We start from the raw sequence: 18,643 nt of genomic DNA, 5'->3' as shown, positions 1-18,643 counted from the left end.
GTTAAGCCAATGTCCATAAAGAGTCAGTAAAATATTCTCTGCTATCGTAAAAATGGTGAAGGCAACGAAATCCAGCTTTTTCAGCCATTTGATAAATTTCTGACACGCTGTACTTTTGAGAACGTTCCATGAACATAGCCTCCCAAGCCTCAAAGTGAAAGCTTTCGTCCAGTGCTTTGATATAAACTTCCTGTTCTACTTTACTTACCAGGTGACTCCTGATTGCCCCCTCAATTGGATCGTAGATTGGAAAGTATTGAAATTTATCAACATCAAAGTTTCCACCTAATTCTCGGTTGATTCTTTCAAGGAGGTTAAGCTTGAAAGATCTTGTAATGCCATGTTTATCAAAATAAGCATCAAGAATACGTTGTGGGTCTTTTCTGAGATCAAAACCAATCAGTAGCCGATCTCCCGGACTAAAATAAGATGCAACTTTTTTGAGGAAGGTGATACTTTCTTGCGGGTTGAAGTTTCCAATGTTAGCCCCTAAAAAAAGTACTACCTTTCTTGTTTCTTCTTCACTTGCTTCAAGTTTATCAAAAGCGCTAAAGTAATCATCACATATTCCTTTTACTGATAAATCAGGCATATTTTCATAGAGATCGCTCGTCAGCGTTTTGACAATATTGGCTGAAATATCAATGGGTACATAATTGAAGTGTGCTTTTTCCTGCAAAAAATGTTTTAGCAAGACTTTTGTTTTCATCCCATCCCCGGCACCAAACTCAATCAGGTCAAACTGCTTAACCTGTTCACTGAAATACTTGAGCATTTCAGCTTTATGCATCTCAAAAATTTCATACTCACATCGGGTAGGGTAATACTCTTCCATATCCATAATCTGCTGGAATATGGCATCCCCTTTCTTATCATAGAGATATTTAGATGAAAGGTATTTTTGTTCAGCTTGAAGCCCTGATTTTACATCTTCAGCAAAGCTTTTGTCAAAACCACTTACCTCATTGGGTATAGAATTATTTTTTTTGGGTTCTAAAATATCGTTGTTTGAATTATGCTCTTTCATCTAAAAATGTTCTGCTAAACGAATACCGGTAAACTGCCACCTTTTATCCGGCTGAAAAAAATTACGATAGGTAGTCCTGATGTGGCTTTCAGGAGTAGCACACGAACCTCCTCTGAGTACCATTTGATTGCTCATAAATTTGCCATTGTACTCTCCCAAAGCTCCTTCTACTCTCTTGTAAAAGGGATAAGGAAGATAAGCACTCTGTGTCCATTCCCATACATCACCCATCATCTGAGCAGGTATTTTACCATTACCCTCAGCCTGTAGGGCCTGAGGGTGGTATAGGTTAGACTCAACAAAATTTGCTTTGTGAAGAAGGTGTAAGTCTTGGTCATACCTGGCTAATTGACTTACAGTTTCCCATTCCTGTTCAGTAGGCAAACGCTTACTCTGCCAGCGGGCAAAAGCATCTGCTTCATAATGACTGACATGCGTAACAGGTGCATCCAAATCTATTTTTTGAAGACCATGTAAAGTATAATGATGCCATTCGCCATCTATCTTATGCCAGTAACAGGGCGCTTTAATATGATGTAGACTTACAAAATCACGACCATCTGCCAGCCATAGGTCATAATTTTCATACCCCCCTGCATCCATAAATGCGAGATATTCTCCGTTGGTAATCAGCCGGTTAAGTATTCTAAAATTATGCAAATATACCTTATGACGACCTTCTTCATTGTCATAGTGAAATCCATTTCCTTCAAAACCTATGGAATAAACACCTTCGTCAAACTCAATGTACTCCTGCTTTTGAATATTGCTTGTATTTATTGATGATTGAGTTGACTGTAAGTAAGATGGAAATAAAGGATTACTCCCTAAGATGTATTTAATATCTGTTATTAGTAACTCCTGATGCTGCTGCTCATGATTTAAACCCAGTTCTGTCAATTGCTCAAGCTCGGTGTTAAATTGTGAACTGTTAAGCAATTCCAACATTTGCTGGTCTACATAGGCTCTGTATTGATATACATCTTCCGTAGAAGGGCGCGTCATGTTTCCGCGATGATCCCGGAGCATCTTCTCCCCCATACTTTCATAATAGCTATTGAAGATGTAATTATAGGCATTGTTGAAGATCTGATAATCTTTTTTGTAGGCCTTGAGAATAAACTGCTCAAAAAACCAGGTAGTATGTGCCAGATGCCATTTCGGAGGACTTACATCCTGGATTGGCTGAACCACATAATCTTCAGTTTTCAGCGGTTCACACAGTTTTTCTGACTGGGATCTTACTGCCTGATATTTATTTTCTATACGGATCTCTAAGGAGTTAGCAATTTCGGAAACAATTGTATTTTCTTCCTGTATCATAAAAATGAGCTTATCAGTAACTCTGATATTAATCAATAATCTAAAAATGTGTTTAGAAAATATAGAGAAATTTTCAGATTGAATCTCTTTTGCAAATAGCTCAAAATCAAAACTCAAGTTTTTTGCTTTTACGAGAGGATACAAAAAAAGGTGGCAAGAAGCCACCTCTGGTTATGAAATAGTATATGCTTAAATAAAATTAGTTGTATTCTATTTCAAACTGGACCAGGTCAATAAACTCCTGAACTCTCTCCTCTAAATCATCAGCTTTTAAGCCAATGAGTCTTTCCGGACCAAATTTTTCTACGCAGAAAGAAGCCATTGCAGAGCCATAGATTACAGCTCTCTTCATATTTTCAAAGCTGATATCACCTGTACTGGCCAGGTGTCCGATAAATCCTCCGGCAAAAGTATCACCTGCGCCAGTGGGGTCAAATACTTCCTCTAATGGAAGTGCGGGGGCAAAGAAGATTTGTTCATCACTAAAAAGCAGGGCTCCATGCTCTCCTTTTTTAATAATAAGATATTTGGGGCCCATCTCACGAATCTTCTTGGCTGCTTTTACCAAAGAATATTCTCCGGAAAGTAAACGCGCCTCTTCATCATTGATAGACATTACATCCACCATAGTCATCACCTCTTTTAGCTCTTTGATGAACATCTCTTCCATCCAGAAATTCATAGTATCCATGGCAATTAGCTTGGGGCGCTTCTGCAAACGTTCAATAACTGTTTTTTGGACCGATGGAGTCAAATTACCTAACATCAGATATTCACAATCCTGGTAACTATCCGGAATCACAGGGTCAAAATCACCCAATACATTAAGTTCGGTTACCAGAGTATCGCGTGTATTAAGATCAGCATGATAGCGACCAGACCAGAAAAAAGATTTTTCACCTTTTTTTATCTGTATCCCTTCAGTATCAATGCCATGTTGCTGCATCATATGAATATCTTCCTGCCGGAAGTCTTCTCCTACTACCCCAACCAATTTTGTCTTTTCTGTAAAATATGATGAAGCAAGTGCAATGTAAGTACCTGAACCTCCAATGATTTTGTCGGATTTTCCGAAGGGAGTTTCAATTTGATCAAACGCAACACTTCCAATGGATAATAAGCTCATAAAATTTGGTTTAGCAAATGAAAAAAATCCCGCTATTCGGGAGATATAATTTTTGACTTCGCAAAAGTACCAATCAATGGCTCTTGATCAAATTTATACTTGAACTTCACAAATTTATCAATAATTACTCCATCATTTAAAACTGACGGGATATTACTAAGATATTTATCAATAATTAGAAACTGATCAAATTTATAGGAGGAATCCTTTTCAATAGTATCTTCCAGCAATTTCAACAGTCTTTTTTCTATTTCTTGATCACTGTAATTAGGAACAACATACAGGCCTAGATTGAGCAATGATTTATGTTGGGGAGCAAACCTTAAAGTTATCTGTTGCCAGATTGTAAGCTTTTCATTATCAGTAATCTCTTGGGGAGTATCAATCATCACATTGATAATAAAAGCAATTGCCTCACTTTTGTGGTAGACCACCCAAATCAAAGGCGGCAAATGTTGATTAACTAAAGCCGCTAGCCATGGTAATAAATCATTTTCCGAACCTAAATGGGTTTTTTGGCCTTTTACAGCACTATAAACTTCAACAATGGCTTTGGTAGCACGAGTGATGTTGGTTTTATCAACTTTTAATACCTCGTAGTCAGCATCATCTGAAAAATTATTGACTCCAGAGTGAGTTATTATTTTTTTTCCACCTTCAAAACTTAATAATTGCTGAGTTCTGAAGTTTTTAAAGCCATAAAATTCAAATAAATCTGTAAAAAAAATGGATTGTATATTTACAAAGGGTACAGATTGCTGCAATTTATTGTCCATGGCCAGGCCTTCAAGCTGAAAGGGCATGGTATTGAACGGGCCTTCCATAGTCTTGATTTCAAACTTTTGTAGCCATGTTTTGCACTGGTCAAATAACATAGAGGCTGCTTTTAAATGATTAATACAATCAAATAGACCAACGTAGCCTTGAGAAGAGTTCTTAAAAACAAATGCCGCTATTCTCCCTATTGTCTCACCACGAAAATTGGCTAGTATCCAGAACTCAGCCTCTCCTTCTTGTTCAAAAAAGGAATCTTTTCGTTTGATAAGGGCCAGAATATGCTTTTGCTGAGCTCTGGAAAACCTTCTCGCTTGTCGATGCAGACGATGTGGTAGTTCTACAAACTCCCGGGCTAGCTCATTGTCATTTACACGAAGAAGATGCATCAGGTAAAAAGTATAGATAGAAAAGAAAAAAACAGCTCAAAACCCACTTAGAATTAGTCTATTGTCACACTTAAAGAGGACTGATAACTTAGGTTATTTTTTAAGAATTAAACTTTTATATTTGTGACTGATCACGTTTAATTTCAGTCCCAAATTAAATAAATTTAAGTCATATTTAGTACTGAAAACCATAGTTAATGGAACGATATGTTTGCATATCTTTTCCTTTATATTTATGAAAAACTTAGCTAACTGATTGATTAAGTACAAATTAAAAGAAAAAAGTTAATTAATCACTCATATTATTCATATTACTAACCTAGCCAATACGTTCAATGGGCAAAATTATAGCAATCGCTAATCAAAAAGGAGGGGTAGGAAAAACAACAAGTGCTATTAACTTAGCGGCCAGCCTGGCGGCACTGGAATATAAAACGCTGGTGGTTGATGCTGACCCGCAGGCAAACTCTACTTCTGGTCTAGGCTTCAACCCTAAGGAAATAGAAAATAGTATTTACGAATGCATGGTAGATGATATTGATGTTAAAGAAACGATCGTTGACACTGATACAAGCTACCTTTATTTATTACCTTCTCACATTGATCTGGTAGGTGCTGAAATAGAAATGGTTGGTTTGGACAGTCGGGAGACACGTATGCGTGAAGCGCTCATACCCATTAAGGAAGACTATGATTTCATAATTATTGATTGTTCGCCCTCATTAGGTTTGATCACAATTAATGCGCTCACTGCTGCCAACTCTGTCATTATTCCTGTTCAATGTGAATATTATGCTTTGGAAGGTTTGGGCAAACTTCTTAATACGATTAAAATAATACAGACCAGGCTTAATACCGGACTAGAAATTGAGGGTATATTGCTTACAATGTATGATGTGCGCTTAAGATTATCCAATCAGGTAGTGGAGGAAGTGAATAACCATTTTCAACAAATGGTATTTAAAACACTGATACCGCGCAATATTAAGCTCAGTGAATCTCCAAGCTTTGGCATACCTACCATAGTGCATGACGCAGAAAGTAAAGGAGCCACCAGCTATTTAAATCTGGCAAGAGAAATTTTAGAGAAAAACGGAATCACCATTTAGTATTGTTTAGTGAAGAGGAATGAATAGCAAAAAGATGACAGGCAAAAATCCTAAGAGAAAAAATGCTTTAGGCCGTGGACTAGGAGCCTTATTAGAGGATTCTGACTCAAGTCGTAAAGAACAGGCAGTAAAGGAAGTTAGTAGTATCAATGAAATTGGATTAGATAAAATAGACGTTAACCCTTTTCAGCCCAGAACAGACTTTGATCAGGCTGCTCTGGAGGAGTTAGCAGAATCCATTAAGGTACAGGGCATTATCCAGCCCATAACAGTACGCCAGATGGGTAATGATCGTTATCAGATTATCTCTGGTGAACGACGCGTTCAGGCTTCAAAAATAGCTGGTCTTAACGAAATACCCGCCTATATCAGGTTGGCCAATGATCAGCAAATGCTGGAAATGGCCCTTATTGAGAATATTCAGCGTGAGAACCTTAATTCTATAGAAATTGCCTTGAGCTACCAAAGGTTAATTTCTGAATGCGATCTTCGTCAGGAACAATTGGGCGAAAGAGTGGGCAAAAACCGCTCTACAGTGAATAACTATCTGCGTTTACTAAAACTTCCGCCCGATATACAGGCCGCTTTACGTGATAATCGTATTTCTATGGGGCATGCACGCGCTATTATCAATGTTGATAATGTAGACCAGCAACTGCATATATTTGAAAAAACCATCAATGACGATCTTTCCGTAAGAAAAGTGGAGGCTCTCGTCAGAGAGTTATCCATGCCCAGGAAAAAGGAAAAGCCTGCCAAGGAAGAAGAAAATCCCGAAGCAGCTTACCAGATTCGTCAGTTACAAACTAAGCTTTCTTCCCATTTTGGAACCCGCGTACAGATTCGTTCCAGCGGGAAAAACAAAGGAGAGATAAAAATACCCTATGTATCCGCTGATGATCTTAACAGAATTCTTGAACTTTTAGAGGTATAAGCTTTATGCGGCTTAAAATTAGCACCCTGTTTATTGGGGCTTTACTTTTAACATTGGCTTCTGCTATTGATGTTTTGGCACAGGTGGAGGAAGACGAAGAGTCTGACCCAACCATCATCAAGAAGGATACCATTGAATTAAATGACCAGGCTTTAATTGGAATAGACCTGGAAGGTGATAACGCTGATTCTGATTCTGTGGTAATTTTCAGTAGCCGTAACCAAAAAAAGATTCCCAGAAAAGCCGCTCTTTATGCAGCAGCACTTCCTGGTCTAGGTCAAATTTACAATGGTTCCTACTGGAAAGTCCCTATTGTCTATGGCACATTTATTACCTTGGGATGGTTTACTACTTGGTATAATGACCAATATCTTGTGTTCCGTAGAGCAAATATTGCTCTCGAGAACGGATTACCTGAAGAGAATCCGTTGCAAGATGCTATAGGTGGAAGTAATTTAAGGTCAATAACTAATGCAGTTGAAAGCAGCCGCAGGCAACGTGATTTTATATATATCCTCCTCGCTGGTGCTTATGCTTTGCAAATCATGGAAGCTATTGTAGATGCTCATCTGATTGAGTTTGATGTCAGTGAAGAACTGAGTATGGACCTGCAGCCTTCCTTAGGTCAGTTTCTTTCGTACTCAGGAGGCGGTGGTAGTTTTGTACCCGCTTTGGGTTTTTCATTCAAATTAAAAATACAATAAGCATGAATATTCTTATCCTCGGATATGGTAAAATGGGCAAGACTATAGAAAAGATTGCTGTGCACCGGGGCCATCAAATCATTGAAAAAGTTGACGTTGATCATCGGGAGGAAGTGCTAAACAAACTATCACCTCAAAATATAGATGTGGCTATAGAGTTTACTCAGCCTGAAGCTGCACCAGCAAATATCCGTTACTGTCTGAAAAACAATATCCCAGTGGTTTCCGGCACTACAGGTTGGCTTAAAGAAAAATCTTCCATTGAAGACTATTGTATTGAAAATAACGGTACATTTTTCTATGCTTCCAATTTTAGTATTGGTGTAAATATTTTCTTCAGACTGAATCAATTTTTAGCCAAAATGATGAATGTTTATCCCGATTACGAGCCATCAATGCTAGAAATTCATCATACCCAGAAAAAAGATGCTCCCAGCGGTACTGCTATTACCCTGGCTGAAGGTATGCTAAAAGAACTCACTCAAAAAAATGACTGGTATTTGGTAGATGAAAGTGGAAATTCCACTGAAAAGAATATACCTATAACCTCAGAGAGGGAAGGTGATGTACCTGGTACACATGTTGTAAAATACCATTCTGAAATTGACGATATTGAAATCAAACATACCGCCCATGGCAGAGAAGGCTTTGCACTGGGCGCAGTCTTAGTGGCTGAATGGCTTCAAAACAAAAAGGGAATTTTAAGTATGGATGATTTCATCAAATTTTAATTAATTATCTTTAGAGGCATTATTTGATTTTAATCAGCGTTAGTCTGAAATATAACAGTTCGTTCTGAATCAATTCCTATGGCGACATTTCTCAAGAAAAAAGAACAAGATACTACGGAAACTACCACCGAATCCCCTAAGCATAAGCAGCCCAAATCCAAAACCAGAGAGTGGGTTGACGCAATCGTTTTTGCTGTAGTAGCTGCTACAATCATTCGCTGGCTTTTTCTGGAGGCATTTACTATACCTACACCTTCCATGGAAAAATCATTGTTGGTAGGTGACTTCCTCTTTGTAAGTAAAATGCATTATGGTGCACGTACACCCAAGACTCCACTACAAGTTCCACTGACACATCAGACCATCTGGGGCACAGATATTCCATCTTATGTGGACTGGATACAACTACCTCAGTTTCGCCTGCCAGGTTTTTCAGATGTGAAAAGAAATGATGTGGTGGTTTTTAATTACCCGGTAGAATTTCAGCATCCTACTGACCTCAAGACCAATTATATTAAAAGATGTATCGGCCTTCCCGGTGATGTAGTTGAGGTGCAAGATCGTCAGGTAGTAGTGAACGGACAAACTGTTGAGGCTCCAGAAGGCGCTCAATTCAGGTACTTTATTGCCACGGATGAGGTAATTAACGACCGTGTTTTTGACAATCTGGAAGTGTGGGAATACAACCTCACGCAAGGTGGTTACATTGTATTATGTACTCCGGAGATTGCTGATGAGTTTGCAAAGCTTCCTTTTGTTAATGCGGTACATTCAGCTGCTTACAATGAAGACCAGGTGAATCCAAGAATTTATCCTGACGCCAGCCTTTTTCCCTGGAATGCTGACTTTTTTGGGCCTTTAGAGGTTCCTGCTGAAGGGATGACCGTTACTCTGGATGAAGGTAATATTGCCAAATATGCAACTGTGATAGAACATTACGAGGGAAATGAAAACGTAGAGAAGCGGGATGGTAAGCTGTACATTGACGGCCAGGAGATTAATGAATATACTTTCAAACAAAATTATTACTTTATGATGGGTGACAACCGTCATAATTCTGAAGACTCACGGTTCTGGGGTTTTGTGCCTGAGGATCATATTGTTGGTAAAGCTTTTTTTATCTGGCTTTCCATTGACCCAAATGCCAGCTTCTTAGACAAAATTCGTTGGAATAGGCTGTTTAATTTGATAGAATAAAGAGATTAGGGGTTGGAGAATTAAATTTCCAACCCCTAATTTACAAAATTCAATACCTGCTTTCTTACCACTCTATTTCCTCTTTACCCTTTTCTTTAAGAAATTCGTTCGCCTTTTTGAAGTGATCATTTCCAAAAAAACCTTTATCAGCCGAGAAAGGGGAAGGGTGTGGTGACTTTAGTATTAAGTGCTTGCTTTCATCAATGATAGCCCCCTTCTTTTGCGCATAGGCTCCCCAAAGCATAAATACAACGTCCTCTTTTTCCTCAGAAATATGTTGAATAACTGAGTCAGTAAACTCTTCCCATCCTTTTTTCTGGTGCGAACCTGCCTGTTTTGCTCTTACTGTAAGGGTAGCATTTAATAGTAGTACCCCCTGCTTTGCCCATCTTTCCAGATTTCCTGAAGGCGGAAACTCTTTTCCATACTCCTGTTTGATCTCTTTGAAAATATTGACCAATGACGGTGGCATTTGCAATCCATCCCTAACCGAAAATGCTAGCCCATTAGCCTGCTTTGGGCCGTGATAAGGGTCCTGACCAAGAATAACCACTTTAACATTGTCAAAACCTGTAAGATCAAAGGCCCTGAATATCTCTTTTCCCGGGGGGTACACAGTATGCTTACTATACTCATCCTTAACAAACTCTACCAAACTTATAAAATAAGGTTTGGTAAACTCACCATTGAGGTGCTTTTTCCATGAAGGGGCAATTTTTACATCCATCAAATAAAGAATTAAATCTGCATTTTAGGTTATTTTAAACTATTAGCTATATTTAGCCGTAAAAAAGAAAGAAATTGAACAAATGGTAACCGAAGTAACAGATGGTGTCAAAGTAACTGTAGTTACTGAATATCAGCCGGACTATTCAAGTCCTGCCCAAAACCACTATGTTTTCACTTACCACATTACCATAGAGAACAACAGTGAATATACTGTAAAGTTACTAAGAAGGCATTGGTTTATTGCTGATGCCGGTTTTCCTACCCGTGAAGTAGATGGTGAAGGTGTAGTGGGTAAACAACCTGTACTAGAACCTGGAGATACCCACCAGTATGTCTCCGGATGCAATCTAAAATCAGGTATCGGTAAAATGCACGGTACCTACCTCATGGAAAGAGTAGTAGATGGCAAAAATTTTCTTGCTGCAATCCCTGCTTTTAGCATGCTTGCTCCCTACAGATCTAATTAATTGAGCCGAATTTCTTTACTTAAAGGGTATTTGTATCATTGGCTTTATGCAGTAAACAGGCATTCTCTGCATGCTCCCTTTGTATATGATTTTTATACGAAGCTTGTCTTACAGGATAAACCTGAACAAGTATTCAATCAAATTGAGCTTTATCGTAGCTGTTATTTGAAAAATAATAGTACCATTAACACTAACTCTCCGGGAGCCAAATCACAGGTGTCTACCCAAAACAGCAGAAAAATAAGCAATATCGCAGCTCACAGTTTGAGCAGGTCCAAATTTTGTCGTTTTCTGTCTCGGCTGGTATCTTATCAAAAACCAAAAACGATAATTGAGTTAGGTAGCAGTTTGGGGATCACGACTTTATACTTATCTGCCGCCCATCCTGAGGCTAACATATATACTTTTGAAGGTTGCCCCGAGACTGCCCGCTTAGCTCGTCAGTTGTTTGAAAAATGGGAATTCAAAAACATTCATCTGGTAGAAGGTAATATTGATGATAAGCTTCCGCAAGTTTTGTCCGATTGCCAGCACGTAGATTTTGCATATTTAGACGCTAACCATAAATATCAACCTACCCTCAACTATTATGAATGCCTAAGGGAGAAATCGCATGAGCAAAGCATTTTTGTTCTGGATGACATTTACTGGTCAACTGAAATGCAAAAAGCCTGGAATGAAATTTACCAAAAAAAGGAGATTAGCCTCAGCATAGATTTGTTTGATGCGGGTTTGCTATTCTTTGAATCACTCCAAAAAAAGCAACATTATCTACTCACTTTTTAGGTTTTTGTAGGATCATAAAAAACTCCCTGCCCTGACGAGGAGCAATGGAATTGTAACACTTTTCAAAAGTTTTAACAATAAAACGGGACTGAAAAAGAGATAGGTACTCTTGTTTGTTTCCACCAAAGGGAGGATGATCTTGATACAAAGGGTCGTCAAAAAGCAAACCTACCAGTTTACCTCCTGGTTTTAGCAAATTGAGCATTTTTTCTACATATTGAGGTCTTAATTCAGGATTTAGTGCGCAAAAGAATGTCTGTTCTATGATCAGATCAAAAGATCCATTTAAAGTAAAAAAGTCATGGTGAAGTATCTGATTCTCAGGAAAATCAGGATTTTGTGCTTTAAATCTGTTGAGGGGCAATTTTGAAATATCTAAAATAAAGGTTTTGGAAAAGCCTTTTTTATAAAGATAACTTGCTTCGTAAGCATTGCCACTTCCAGGTATCAATATTGATAGGCTTTTTTGATTAATTTGGTCAACATAATGACGAATGGGTGGAGATGCCTGTCCAATGTCCCAGCCGGTTTGCTCATTCAGGTAACGCTGAGACCAGTAATTTTCATCTAGCTTGTCTACCATAAGTATGAAAGAAATATTTTACTATTTTTACACATTGAAGAACTAATAACTATATCAATTTATGTCAACGAATCAGACTGAGCAACAACGATCCAAAAATAGAACTATTCTCATCACTGTTATTGGCTTGTTGCTTCTGGTAAATGTAGTTACGCTTTTCCTTTATTACCAAAATAACCAGGAAATGGGTACTGAACTACAGAGTAGCAAGGAAGAACTGGAAGAGACGTACAACAAGCTTGAATCTATGAGCAACGAGCTCAATCTAAAAATTGAAGAACTGCAAAAATTAGGTGAAGATGTAGAAGAACTACGGTTGATCAGAGAAACCCTTGAGCAGGAAAAAGAGCAGTTGCAAAATGAAGGTCAGTTAGCACAAAAACGTTATGACCAGATCAGAAACCGCGTAGAAGGATATAGAGAACTACTGATAAAAAAAGATGCTGAAATTGCAGAGTTAAAACAGCTTAATGAAGCCTTATATGCCGAGAATACCGAGCTCAAAGAAGACCAGAGGGTACTTAATAAAACCATCAGTGAAGTTAAAACCAACAACGAGCAACTTTCAGAAAAGGTAGAGGTTGCCTCCAGGCTAAAAGCTGAAAACATTAGTGTGATGGGTATCAATGGTAGAGGTAATGCCAAAGAAAGAGATCGCTACCGTAATAATCAGATTGAACAATTACAGCTTAAGTTTAATCTTGCAAAAAATGACGTAGCTCCCGTAGAGGGAAAAGATATTATGGTCCGCGTGATTGATCCTGATGGAAATGTAATATTTGATGTGGCAAAAGGTGCCGGTACTTTTATGAAGGATGGCAAAGAGGTTTTCTTCACCCAAAAGCAAGAAATATTATTTGATAATACCCAGCAGGAACTTACCTTTTTGTATGAAAAAGGGAGTGATTATGCTGAAGGGCGCCATACTATTGAAATTTATACGGACGATTACATCATCGGGAGAACAAATTTTGAGATACGATGAGGGTATATGAATGGAGTAGGTTGGTATTATAATTATTGAGGCCGCATAAAATGCGGCTTTTTTTATTTTGCTCAACTTTTCAGCAAAATTAATTCAATCCTTGATTTGAGTTTACCTGAAATATTCAGCGGTACTAATAAAGTTTTACGATAGGTTTAAGCATAAAAAAACCGGACCAAAATAATTTGGTCCGGCTGATAATTTGATATGTAGCAGTGTTACCGGAGCTTTTTCCTTTCTACCACAAAGCCTTCAGCAAAAACTTTATACTGATCAAAAATTGACCGGACTGCTCCCTGTAGGTATCGTTTATCATTAAAATACTGATTACCAAAAACGCCTGATGCATACCCCTGCCAGATTGATTTTTTGCGCTCACGATCATAAATCAGTACCAGAAGCGTACCCTGGCGAAGGTTATACTTCACTGGATCCATATCCTTGTCAATGGATTCTTCGTACTCAATAAACATTTCAAGGTCAGGCTGTTCGTAGCCAGTAAAGAACAGACTATCATAAAAGATTTTGTAAGAAACCAGTAAACGGGGATCTTCTTCTGAGAAATCATAACCCTGTAATTCCATCCTGGCTTTGATAGATTCTTCTATGATTTGATTTTGAATACTGGAATCTGGACCTGAGCTTCTGGTATCGAGAAAGTTAAAAGTCTTGTACCTTTTAAAATCTCCTTCATAACTGTAGTCTGATTCAACAGGAAACTCTTTATAGCCCATACAACTTGCTAAAAAGAGCAAAGAGAGAATCGCAATAGAGAAAGTAGCCTTCATAGTTTAATTGATGTAGATTATTCGCAGTTATTTAAATATAGTAATTTATTATTATCCTACTACATCGATATTACACAAATATCTCTGGAATTTATAATCAGTTGGTAGTCTCCCTGACAAATACTTAATTATTTATCTCTCAGTACTATACAAAGAGTTTACTCATCAGGTTGCTTAGCAGGGTACTCACTAGGTAGATTCACAAAATTATTCTGAACGCTTTTACAACTATGGTAAAGTAAGAAAGTTTATACTAGAGCATATTTACTTCCCAGATAAGATATGCATAGACAAAAAACCTAATAAAACGCGCCTGAGCAAATATCAGGTACTTACGCATAGGAAATTCTGCACTTCCTACCAACATACTTACTCCTGAAAAAGGAAGAGGCGTAAGAGCCGCCACTATTATGATAAATGCGCCATAGTAATATAGATACTTTTCATATTTACCAAAAATTTTGTTTTTGAAAAGCTTAAAGAACTGAGTATGTTCAAGATATCTACCGATCAAAAAACCAATCACCCCTGCAAAAAAGGAAATGATTGCTAAAATAAGCACGATATAAATATAATCTTCAAGACGGCCACTTCTGAGTCCCCACATCATGAAAATTTCCGGAGGAATGATACCAAATAGTATTTCAGAAACGGAGTAAATCAAATAAACCAGGTAAGGCTCGTCATACACAGGTTTGAGCCATACAAGATAATCTATATCTACATATTTTTTAAAAAGATAAAAGCCTCCGATTAATACAGTTAGCCAAATTAGACCTCTTGCTAAGTTTCTAGCGAGAAAAATTACCTTATCACTATCCAAAGCTGTCTATAAGATTAACCATGAAAGTATTCCATTGATGATGGATAAAACTACTCCGAAAATGAGTGCCCACCAGAAGTTTTTGATCTTCAAGCCAGGGAGTATTGCGTCTACCAACATAAGCAAGAGAGCATTGATCACCAGAAGAAATAAACCCAGTGTGAGGATAGTCACTGGAATGGTCAGAAAAACCATAATGGGCCTCAATACTGCATTTACAATGGCTAATAGAATTGCAGTAAGGATAGCACTCCAGAAGTTTTTCACTTCAACTCCCTGAAGTAAATACGCGGCAAAGAAAACTGCTACAGCGTTTACCAGTAATTTTAGAATCATAATTTTATGGGTTAAAAAATAATCTGATCGGGTTGTATATATAAATCCAGTTTCCCATTTGCTTCAGATACTTCTTCCCAATTGACTATTTCAAAACTTAGTATCACCATACCACCCGGTACAATGCTGCCGATATTTTCTCGAGATAAATACTCAGCCAGATAAGAAATGGCGGGATTATGAGCTACCAAAATCAAACTGCTCCAGGTATTTTGAGCTTCATTAATAATACGCAGTAACGTTCTCACTGAAGCATTATATAAATCCTCAGAAAAATCAATTTTATGTAATTCGTATTTAAGCTGTTCAGCCATAAGTTCGGCTGTTGCTTTTGCACGTTGGGCATTACTGCTGATCACTGCATCTGGCAGTAAATTTTGTTCAAAAAGATATTTACCAACCCTAGGAGCATCCCGATAACCTTTGGCAGTAAGATCTCTTTCTATATCTTTGATACCTGCAACTGCTTCCGCAGATTCAGCATGACGCCCTAAAAACAATTTTTTAACCATTTGTTGAAGTATATGTTAATGAAAAAACTATTCCTTTTATTTGCAGCGAATATTACAATCTATTGTTTAAAAAGTTGTTAAAATGTAGTTTAACTCAACAATCAATCAGTACCCTTGTTCGTACTTATTTCAAAACCGACTTATAAAGTAAGCGTAAGATGCCCAAAAACTTAGTAATCGTAGAATCACCAGCCAAAGCGAAAACCATAGAAGGATATTTAGGTAAAGATTATGTTGTCGCCTCAAGCTACGGACATATACGAGATCTGCCAAAAGATGATAAAGCTATTGATATCAAAAATGGTTTTAAACCCACCTATGCTGTTTCTTCTGATAAGAAAGAAGTTATCTCTAATTTAAAAAAACTGGTAAAGGATTCTGATTTAATCTTTCTGGCCAGTGATGATGACCGTGAAGGTGAGGCCATTTCCTGGCACTTGAAAGAAGAACTCAAACTTAAGGATGATAAAACTCGTCGCATTGTTTTTAGAGAGATCACCAAAAACGCAATACTTAATGCGATACAATCTCCCCGAGGGATAGACCTGGATCTTGTAAATGCACAGCAGGCAAGACGAATACTGGATCGTCTGGTAGGATTTGAGCTTTCCCCTGTGCTATGGAAAAAAATTAAAAGAGGCCTCTCTGCCGGGCGCGTGCAGTCCGTGGCTGTAAGATTGGTAGTAGAGCGCGAAAGGGAAATCACAGAATTTGAGTCTAAATCCTCTTATAAGATCAGTGCAGAATTTTTGGTAGATAAAACAAGCATACTCAAGGCTGAGCTTCCTAAAAAGTTTGACACTGAAGAGGAGGCATTAGCTTTCCTGGTAGCATGCCGTGATGCTGACTTTCATATCAAAAAACTTGAGAAGAAACCGGTAAAAAAATCTCCATCACCCCCTTTTACTACTTCTACACTTCAGCAGGAAGCTGCTCGTAAACTTGGTTTTTCAGTATCTCAAACCATGACGCTGGCACAACGCCTTTATGAGGCTGGTAAAATCAGTTATATGCGTACTGACTCTACCAACCTTTCGGAAGAAGCAAGGGAAGGAGCAGCCAAGGAAATTAAAGGAAACTTTGGCGATAACTATTTGCACACCCGTACTTTCAAAACCAAGTCAGAATCTGCACAGGAGGCTCACGAAGCCATACGTCCTACTGACTTCTCTGTAAATGAAGCAGGTAAGGAACGTAACGAACAGAGGCTTTATGAGTTGATCTGGAAAAGAGCGATTGCCTCACAAATGGCTGAAGCAGAGATAGAACGAACCCTGGTTACAATAGCTATTGATTTTAAAAACTCATCAGCCACTAAAGACTTACCTGATTATCTTACTGCAACCGGTGAAATAATCAAATTTGATGGTTTCTTGAAAGTCTACATTGAATCTACCGACGATGAGGAAAACGATGAAGACCGCAAAGGAATGCTACCCCCTCTTTCTGAAGGGCAGAAACTTTCTCTTGACTTCATGAAAGCAAGACAGGGCTTTACACGTCACCCTCCTCGTTATACGGAAGCTAGCCTGGTAAAGAAACTGGAAGATATGAGTATTGGCAGACCCTCTACCTATGCCCCTACCATTTCCACTGTTCAAAAACGTGGATACATTCTGAAAGAAGACCGTGTCGGAACAGAAAGAGAGTACAAAGAACTTACACTCTTCAAAAAAGACAACAAAATTGATCAAAAGACTCTGACTGAAATTACCGGAACAGAAAAGAAAAAGCTATTTCCGACTGATATTGCTATGGTGGTCAATGATTTTCTGGTAGAGTATTTTGATAATGTGATTGATTACTCTTTTACCGCAAGGGTAGAAAAAGAATTTGATGAGATTGCCCAGGGGAAAAAAGAATGGGTACAAATGCTTGAGGAATTTTATCAGCGTTTTCATTCCAAAGTAGAAAGTTCTGAGCAGATTGACAGATCACAGGTCAAAAATGACCGCCTACTAGGAGAAGACCCCAAAACCGGGCTGCCGGTAATCGCCCGTTTAGGCAAGTTTGGCCCTATGGTACAGTTGGGTGAAATGGATGCTGAAGAGAAACCTAAGTTTGCCAGCTTAAGAAAAGGACAATTTATTGAGACTATCACGCTGGAAGAAGCTCTTGAACTTTTCAAATTACCCCGTGAAATTGGTGAATTTGAAGGAGAAACAGTGACTGCTAATATTGGTCGTTTTGGCCCATATGTACGCCACAAAAACCTCTTTGCCTCTATTCCCAAGGATGAAGATCCGCTGGCCATTGATATTGACAGAGCGATAGAACTGATAGAAGCCAAGAGAAAAGCAGATGCAGAAAAATACATTAAGGTTTTTGATGAAAACGAAGATGTACAGGTACTCAAAGGACGCTACGGTCCTTACATTAAAGTGGGCAAAAAGAATGTAAAAATTCCTAAAGATAAAGAGCCTTCAGAACTCACCCTGGAGGAATGTCTGGAACTTGCTGAAAAAGCACCGGAGAAAAAAGGAAGAGGGCGTTCCAAGAAAAAGTAACCTTTGATCCCGACACATTTGTCGGGATTTTTTTTTGATAGAGAATGCAACCTCCTGACTACTATTAGCATCTCTTCTAAAACTATATGAACTATGCTAACCTTTTATCACACTTTCTTATCCTTTGCATTACTGCTAGGTACATTTTGCTCATCCGAAGCTCGTAGCCTGAAACAGGAGATTAAAGAACCTTTTTCAAAGGTCATCATATCTGATGGCATAAACATGCAACTTTACCAGGGGAGTAGCCAGCAGATAGAAATTGACTACATTAATGTAAATCCAGAAGATATAATCGTGGAAGTAAAAGGCAAAAAGCTGAAAATTTACCTGAAAGGCTGCAAAAAAGGTTGTAAAAACAATCAATACACTAATCCTAAGGTACAGATGATGCTTACTTATAAAGAATTGGAAAAGCTAGTGGTGATGGGCGATAATGAAGTGGACCACACCGGCGAGCTTAACATAGAAAAGTTCACATTAAAATCATATGGGGATAATCAAATCAACTTTGAGTCGCTCCATGCGCAAAAATTCAAAACCAGCATGTACGGGGATAATAATTTGAAGATTGAAAGTGGAGAAGTGGATCGTATCAAAGTGAAAACTTTTGGAGACCAAACTGTTTCTTTACCTAACCTTTCTTGTTCAACAGGTAAAGTACACGCTTTTGGTGATAATGAATTTGATCTACATATCAATGATCAACTCTTTTTGACGTCTTTTGGGGATTCCAACATTAATTGCCAGGGAAATCCCTGGGTTGATAAAAAACTGATTTTGGGGGAACTAAACCTCAGAATTTATCAGTAA

20 protein-coding genes are annotated in these 18,643 nt (G+C 38.2%); 10 read left to right on the top strand and 10 right to left on the bottom strand.

Annotation, left to right across the window (positions count from 1 at the left end; all coding sequences use genetic code 11):
• Window position 1 precedes the first annotated feature (1 nt).
• From egtD to WJR50_RS25075, 4 genes are all read right to left on the bottom strand, one after another.
• Window positions 2–1,027, bottom strand: coding sequence for an L-histidine N(alpha)-methyltransferase (egtD, locus tag WJR50_RS25090; RefSeq protein WP_341296053.1), 1,026 nt, complete (start codon window positions 1,025–1,027; stop codon window positions 2–4).
• Window positions 1,028–2,350 carry an ergothioneine biosynthesis protein EgtB gene (gene egtB, locus WJR50_RS25085; protein WP_341296052.1) on the bottom strand — a complete coding sequence of 441 codons (1,323 nt, stop codon included), beginning with the start codon at window positions 2,348–2,350 and terminating at the stop codon, window positions 1,028–1,030.
• A gap of 199 nt (window positions 2,351–2,549) precedes the next feature.
• Entirely contained in the window at window positions 2,550–3,476 is a 927-nt protein-coding gene (locus WJR50_RS25080; protein ID WP_341296051.1) for a PfkB family carbohydrate kinase, read from the bottom strand.
• A gap of 32 nt (window positions 3,477–3,508) precedes the next feature.
• A complete protein-coding gene (locus tag WJR50_RS25075) occupies window positions 3,509–4,639 on the bottom strand; it encodes a hypothetical protein (RefSeq protein ID WP_341296050.1) in 1,131 nt (376 codons plus the stop codon).
• A gap of 335 nt (window positions 4,640–4,974) precedes the next feature.
• On the opposite strand from WJR50_RS25075, the gene WJR50_RS25070 reads away from it, so the two are divergent.
• From WJR50_RS25070 to lepB, 5 genes are all read left to right on the top strand, one after another.
• Window positions 4,975–5,748 carry a ParA family protein gene (locus WJR50_RS25070; protein WP_341296049.1) on the top strand — a complete coding sequence of 258 codons (774 nt, stop codon included), beginning with the start codon at window positions 4,975–4,977 and terminating at the stop codon, window positions 5,746–5,748.
• Between the two features lie 19 nt (window positions 5,749–5,767).
• On the top strand, window positions 5,768–6,682 hold the full coding sequence (locus WJR50_RS25065; RefSeq protein ID WP_341296048.1) for a ParB/RepB/Spo0J family partition protein: 915 nt from the start codon (window positions 5,768–5,770) through the stop codon (window positions 6,680–6,682).
• A gap of 5 nt (window positions 6,683–6,687) precedes the next feature.
• A complete protein-coding gene (locus WJR50_RS25060) occupies window positions 6,688–7,386 on the top strand; it encodes a DUF5683 domain-containing protein (protein WP_341296047.1) in 699 nt (232 codons plus the stop codon).
• A gap of 2 nt (window positions 7,387–7,388) precedes the next feature.
• Window positions 7,389–8,117: a 4-hydroxy-tetrahydrodipicolinate reductase gene (gene dapB / locus WJR50_RS25055; protein WP_341296046.1), complete on the top strand. Its 729-nt coding sequence runs from the start codon at window positions 7,389–7,391 to the stop codon at window positions 8,115–8,117.
• A gap of 78 nt (window positions 8,118–8,195) precedes the next feature.
• Window positions 8,196–9,314, top strand: coding sequence for a signal peptidase I (gene lepB, locus WJR50_RS25050; protein ID WP_341296045.1), 1,119 nt, complete (start codon window positions 8,196–8,198; stop codon window positions 9,312–9,314).
• A gap of 64 nt (window positions 9,315–9,378) precedes the next feature.
• Here lepB and ung read toward each other — a convergent pair whose 3' ends face one another.
• Window positions 9,379–10,041, bottom strand: coding sequence for a uracil-DNA glycosylase (gene ung / locus WJR50_RS25045; protein ID WP_341296044.1), 663 nt, complete (start codon window positions 10,039–10,041; stop codon window positions 9,379–9,381).
• An 82-nt stretch (window positions 10,042–10,123) separates the two neighbouring features.
• On the opposite strand from ung, the gene apaG reads away from it, so the two are divergent.
• Window positions 10,124–10,510 (top strand): Co2+/Mg2+ efflux facilitator ApaG/CorD, encoded by a 387-nt coding sequence (gene apaG, locus WJR50_RS25040; protein WP_341296043.1) that lies wholly within the window; start codon window positions 10,124–10,126, stop codon window positions 10,508–10,510.
• 165 nt (window positions 10,511–10,675) lie between these two features.
• Entirely contained in the window at window positions 10,676–11,296 is a 621-nt protein-coding gene (locus WJR50_RS25035; protein ID WP_341296042.1) for an O-methyltransferase, read from the top strand.
• Here WJR50_RS25035 and WJR50_RS25030 read toward each other — a convergent pair.
• Complete coding sequence (locus tag WJR50_RS25030) at window positions 11,286–11,879, bottom strand: methyltransferase domain-containing protein (protein ID WP_341296041.1); 594 nt, start codon at window positions 11,877–11,879, stop codon at window positions 11,286–11,288. The genes WJR50_RS25035 and WJR50_RS25030 overlap by 11 nt on opposite strands.
• Before the next feature lie 61 nt (window positions 11,880–11,940).
• Between WJR50_RS25030 and WJR50_RS25025 the strand changes: the two genes are divergently transcribed.
• Window positions 11,941–12,864 (top strand): DUF8428 domain-containing protein, encoded by a 924-nt coding sequence (locus tag WJR50_RS25025; RefSeq protein ID WP_341296040.1) that lies wholly within the window; start codon window positions 11,941–11,943, stop codon window positions 12,862–12,864.
• Window positions 12,865–13,082: 218 nt separating this feature from the next.
• Here the strand turns inward: WJR50_RS25025 and WJR50_RS25020 are convergent, their stop codons facing one another.
• The 4 genes from WJR50_RS25020 to WJR50_RS25005 all read right to left on the bottom strand — a co-directional run bounded on the left by WJR50_RS25020 (window position 13,083) and on the right by WJR50_RS25005 (window position 15,323).
• The gene (locus tag WJR50_RS25020) at window positions 13,083–13,652 is read right to left on the bottom strand and encodes a DUF4136 domain-containing protein (RefSeq protein ID WP_341296039.1); all 570 of its coding nucleotides are present in this window, start codon (window positions 13,650–13,652) and stop codon (window positions 13,083–13,085) included.
• Between the two features lie 253 nt (window positions 13,653–13,905).
• A complete protein-coding gene (locus WJR50_RS25015) occupies window positions 13,906–14,475 on the bottom strand; it encodes a YqaA family protein (RefSeq protein ID WP_341296038.1) in 570 nt (189 codons plus the stop codon).
• A 6-nt stretch (window positions 14,476–14,481) separates the two neighbouring features.
• Window positions 14,482–14,811, bottom strand: a complete 330-nt coding sequence (locus WJR50_RS25010) for a phage holin family protein (RefSeq protein WP_341296037.1) — start codon at window positions 14,809–14,811, stop codon at window positions 14,482–14,484.
• 11 nt (window positions 14,812–14,822) lie between these two features.
• On the bottom strand, window positions 14,823–15,323 hold the full coding sequence (locus WJR50_RS25005; RefSeq protein ID WP_341296036.1) for a SixA phosphatase family protein: 501 nt from the start codon (window positions 15,321–15,323) through the stop codon (window positions 14,823–14,825).
• Between the two features lie 158 nt (window positions 15,324–15,481).
• Between WJR50_RS25005 and topA the strand changes: the two genes are divergently transcribed.
• Window positions 15,482–17,830 (top strand): type I DNA topoisomerase, encoded by a 2,349-nt coding sequence (topA, locus tag WJR50_RS25000; protein ID WP_341296035.1) that lies wholly within the window; start codon window positions 15,482–15,484, stop codon window positions 17,828–17,830.
• 93 nt (window positions 17,831–17,923) lie between these two features.
• Window positions 17,924–18,643: a GIN domain-containing protein gene (locus tag WJR50_RS24995; RefSeq protein WP_341296034.1), complete on the top strand. Its 720-nt coding sequence runs from the start codon at window positions 17,924–17,926 to the stop codon at window positions 18,641–18,643.

The sequence above is a fragment of the Catalinimonas locisalis genome (assembly GCF_038039535.1).
Classification (GTDB): Bacteria; Bacteroidota; Bacteroidia; order Cytophagales; family Cyclobacteriaceae; genus Catalinimonas.
The sequence above is the reverse complement of the archived record's forward strand: the minus strand, read 5'-3'. Positions and strand labels throughout refer to the sequence as shown.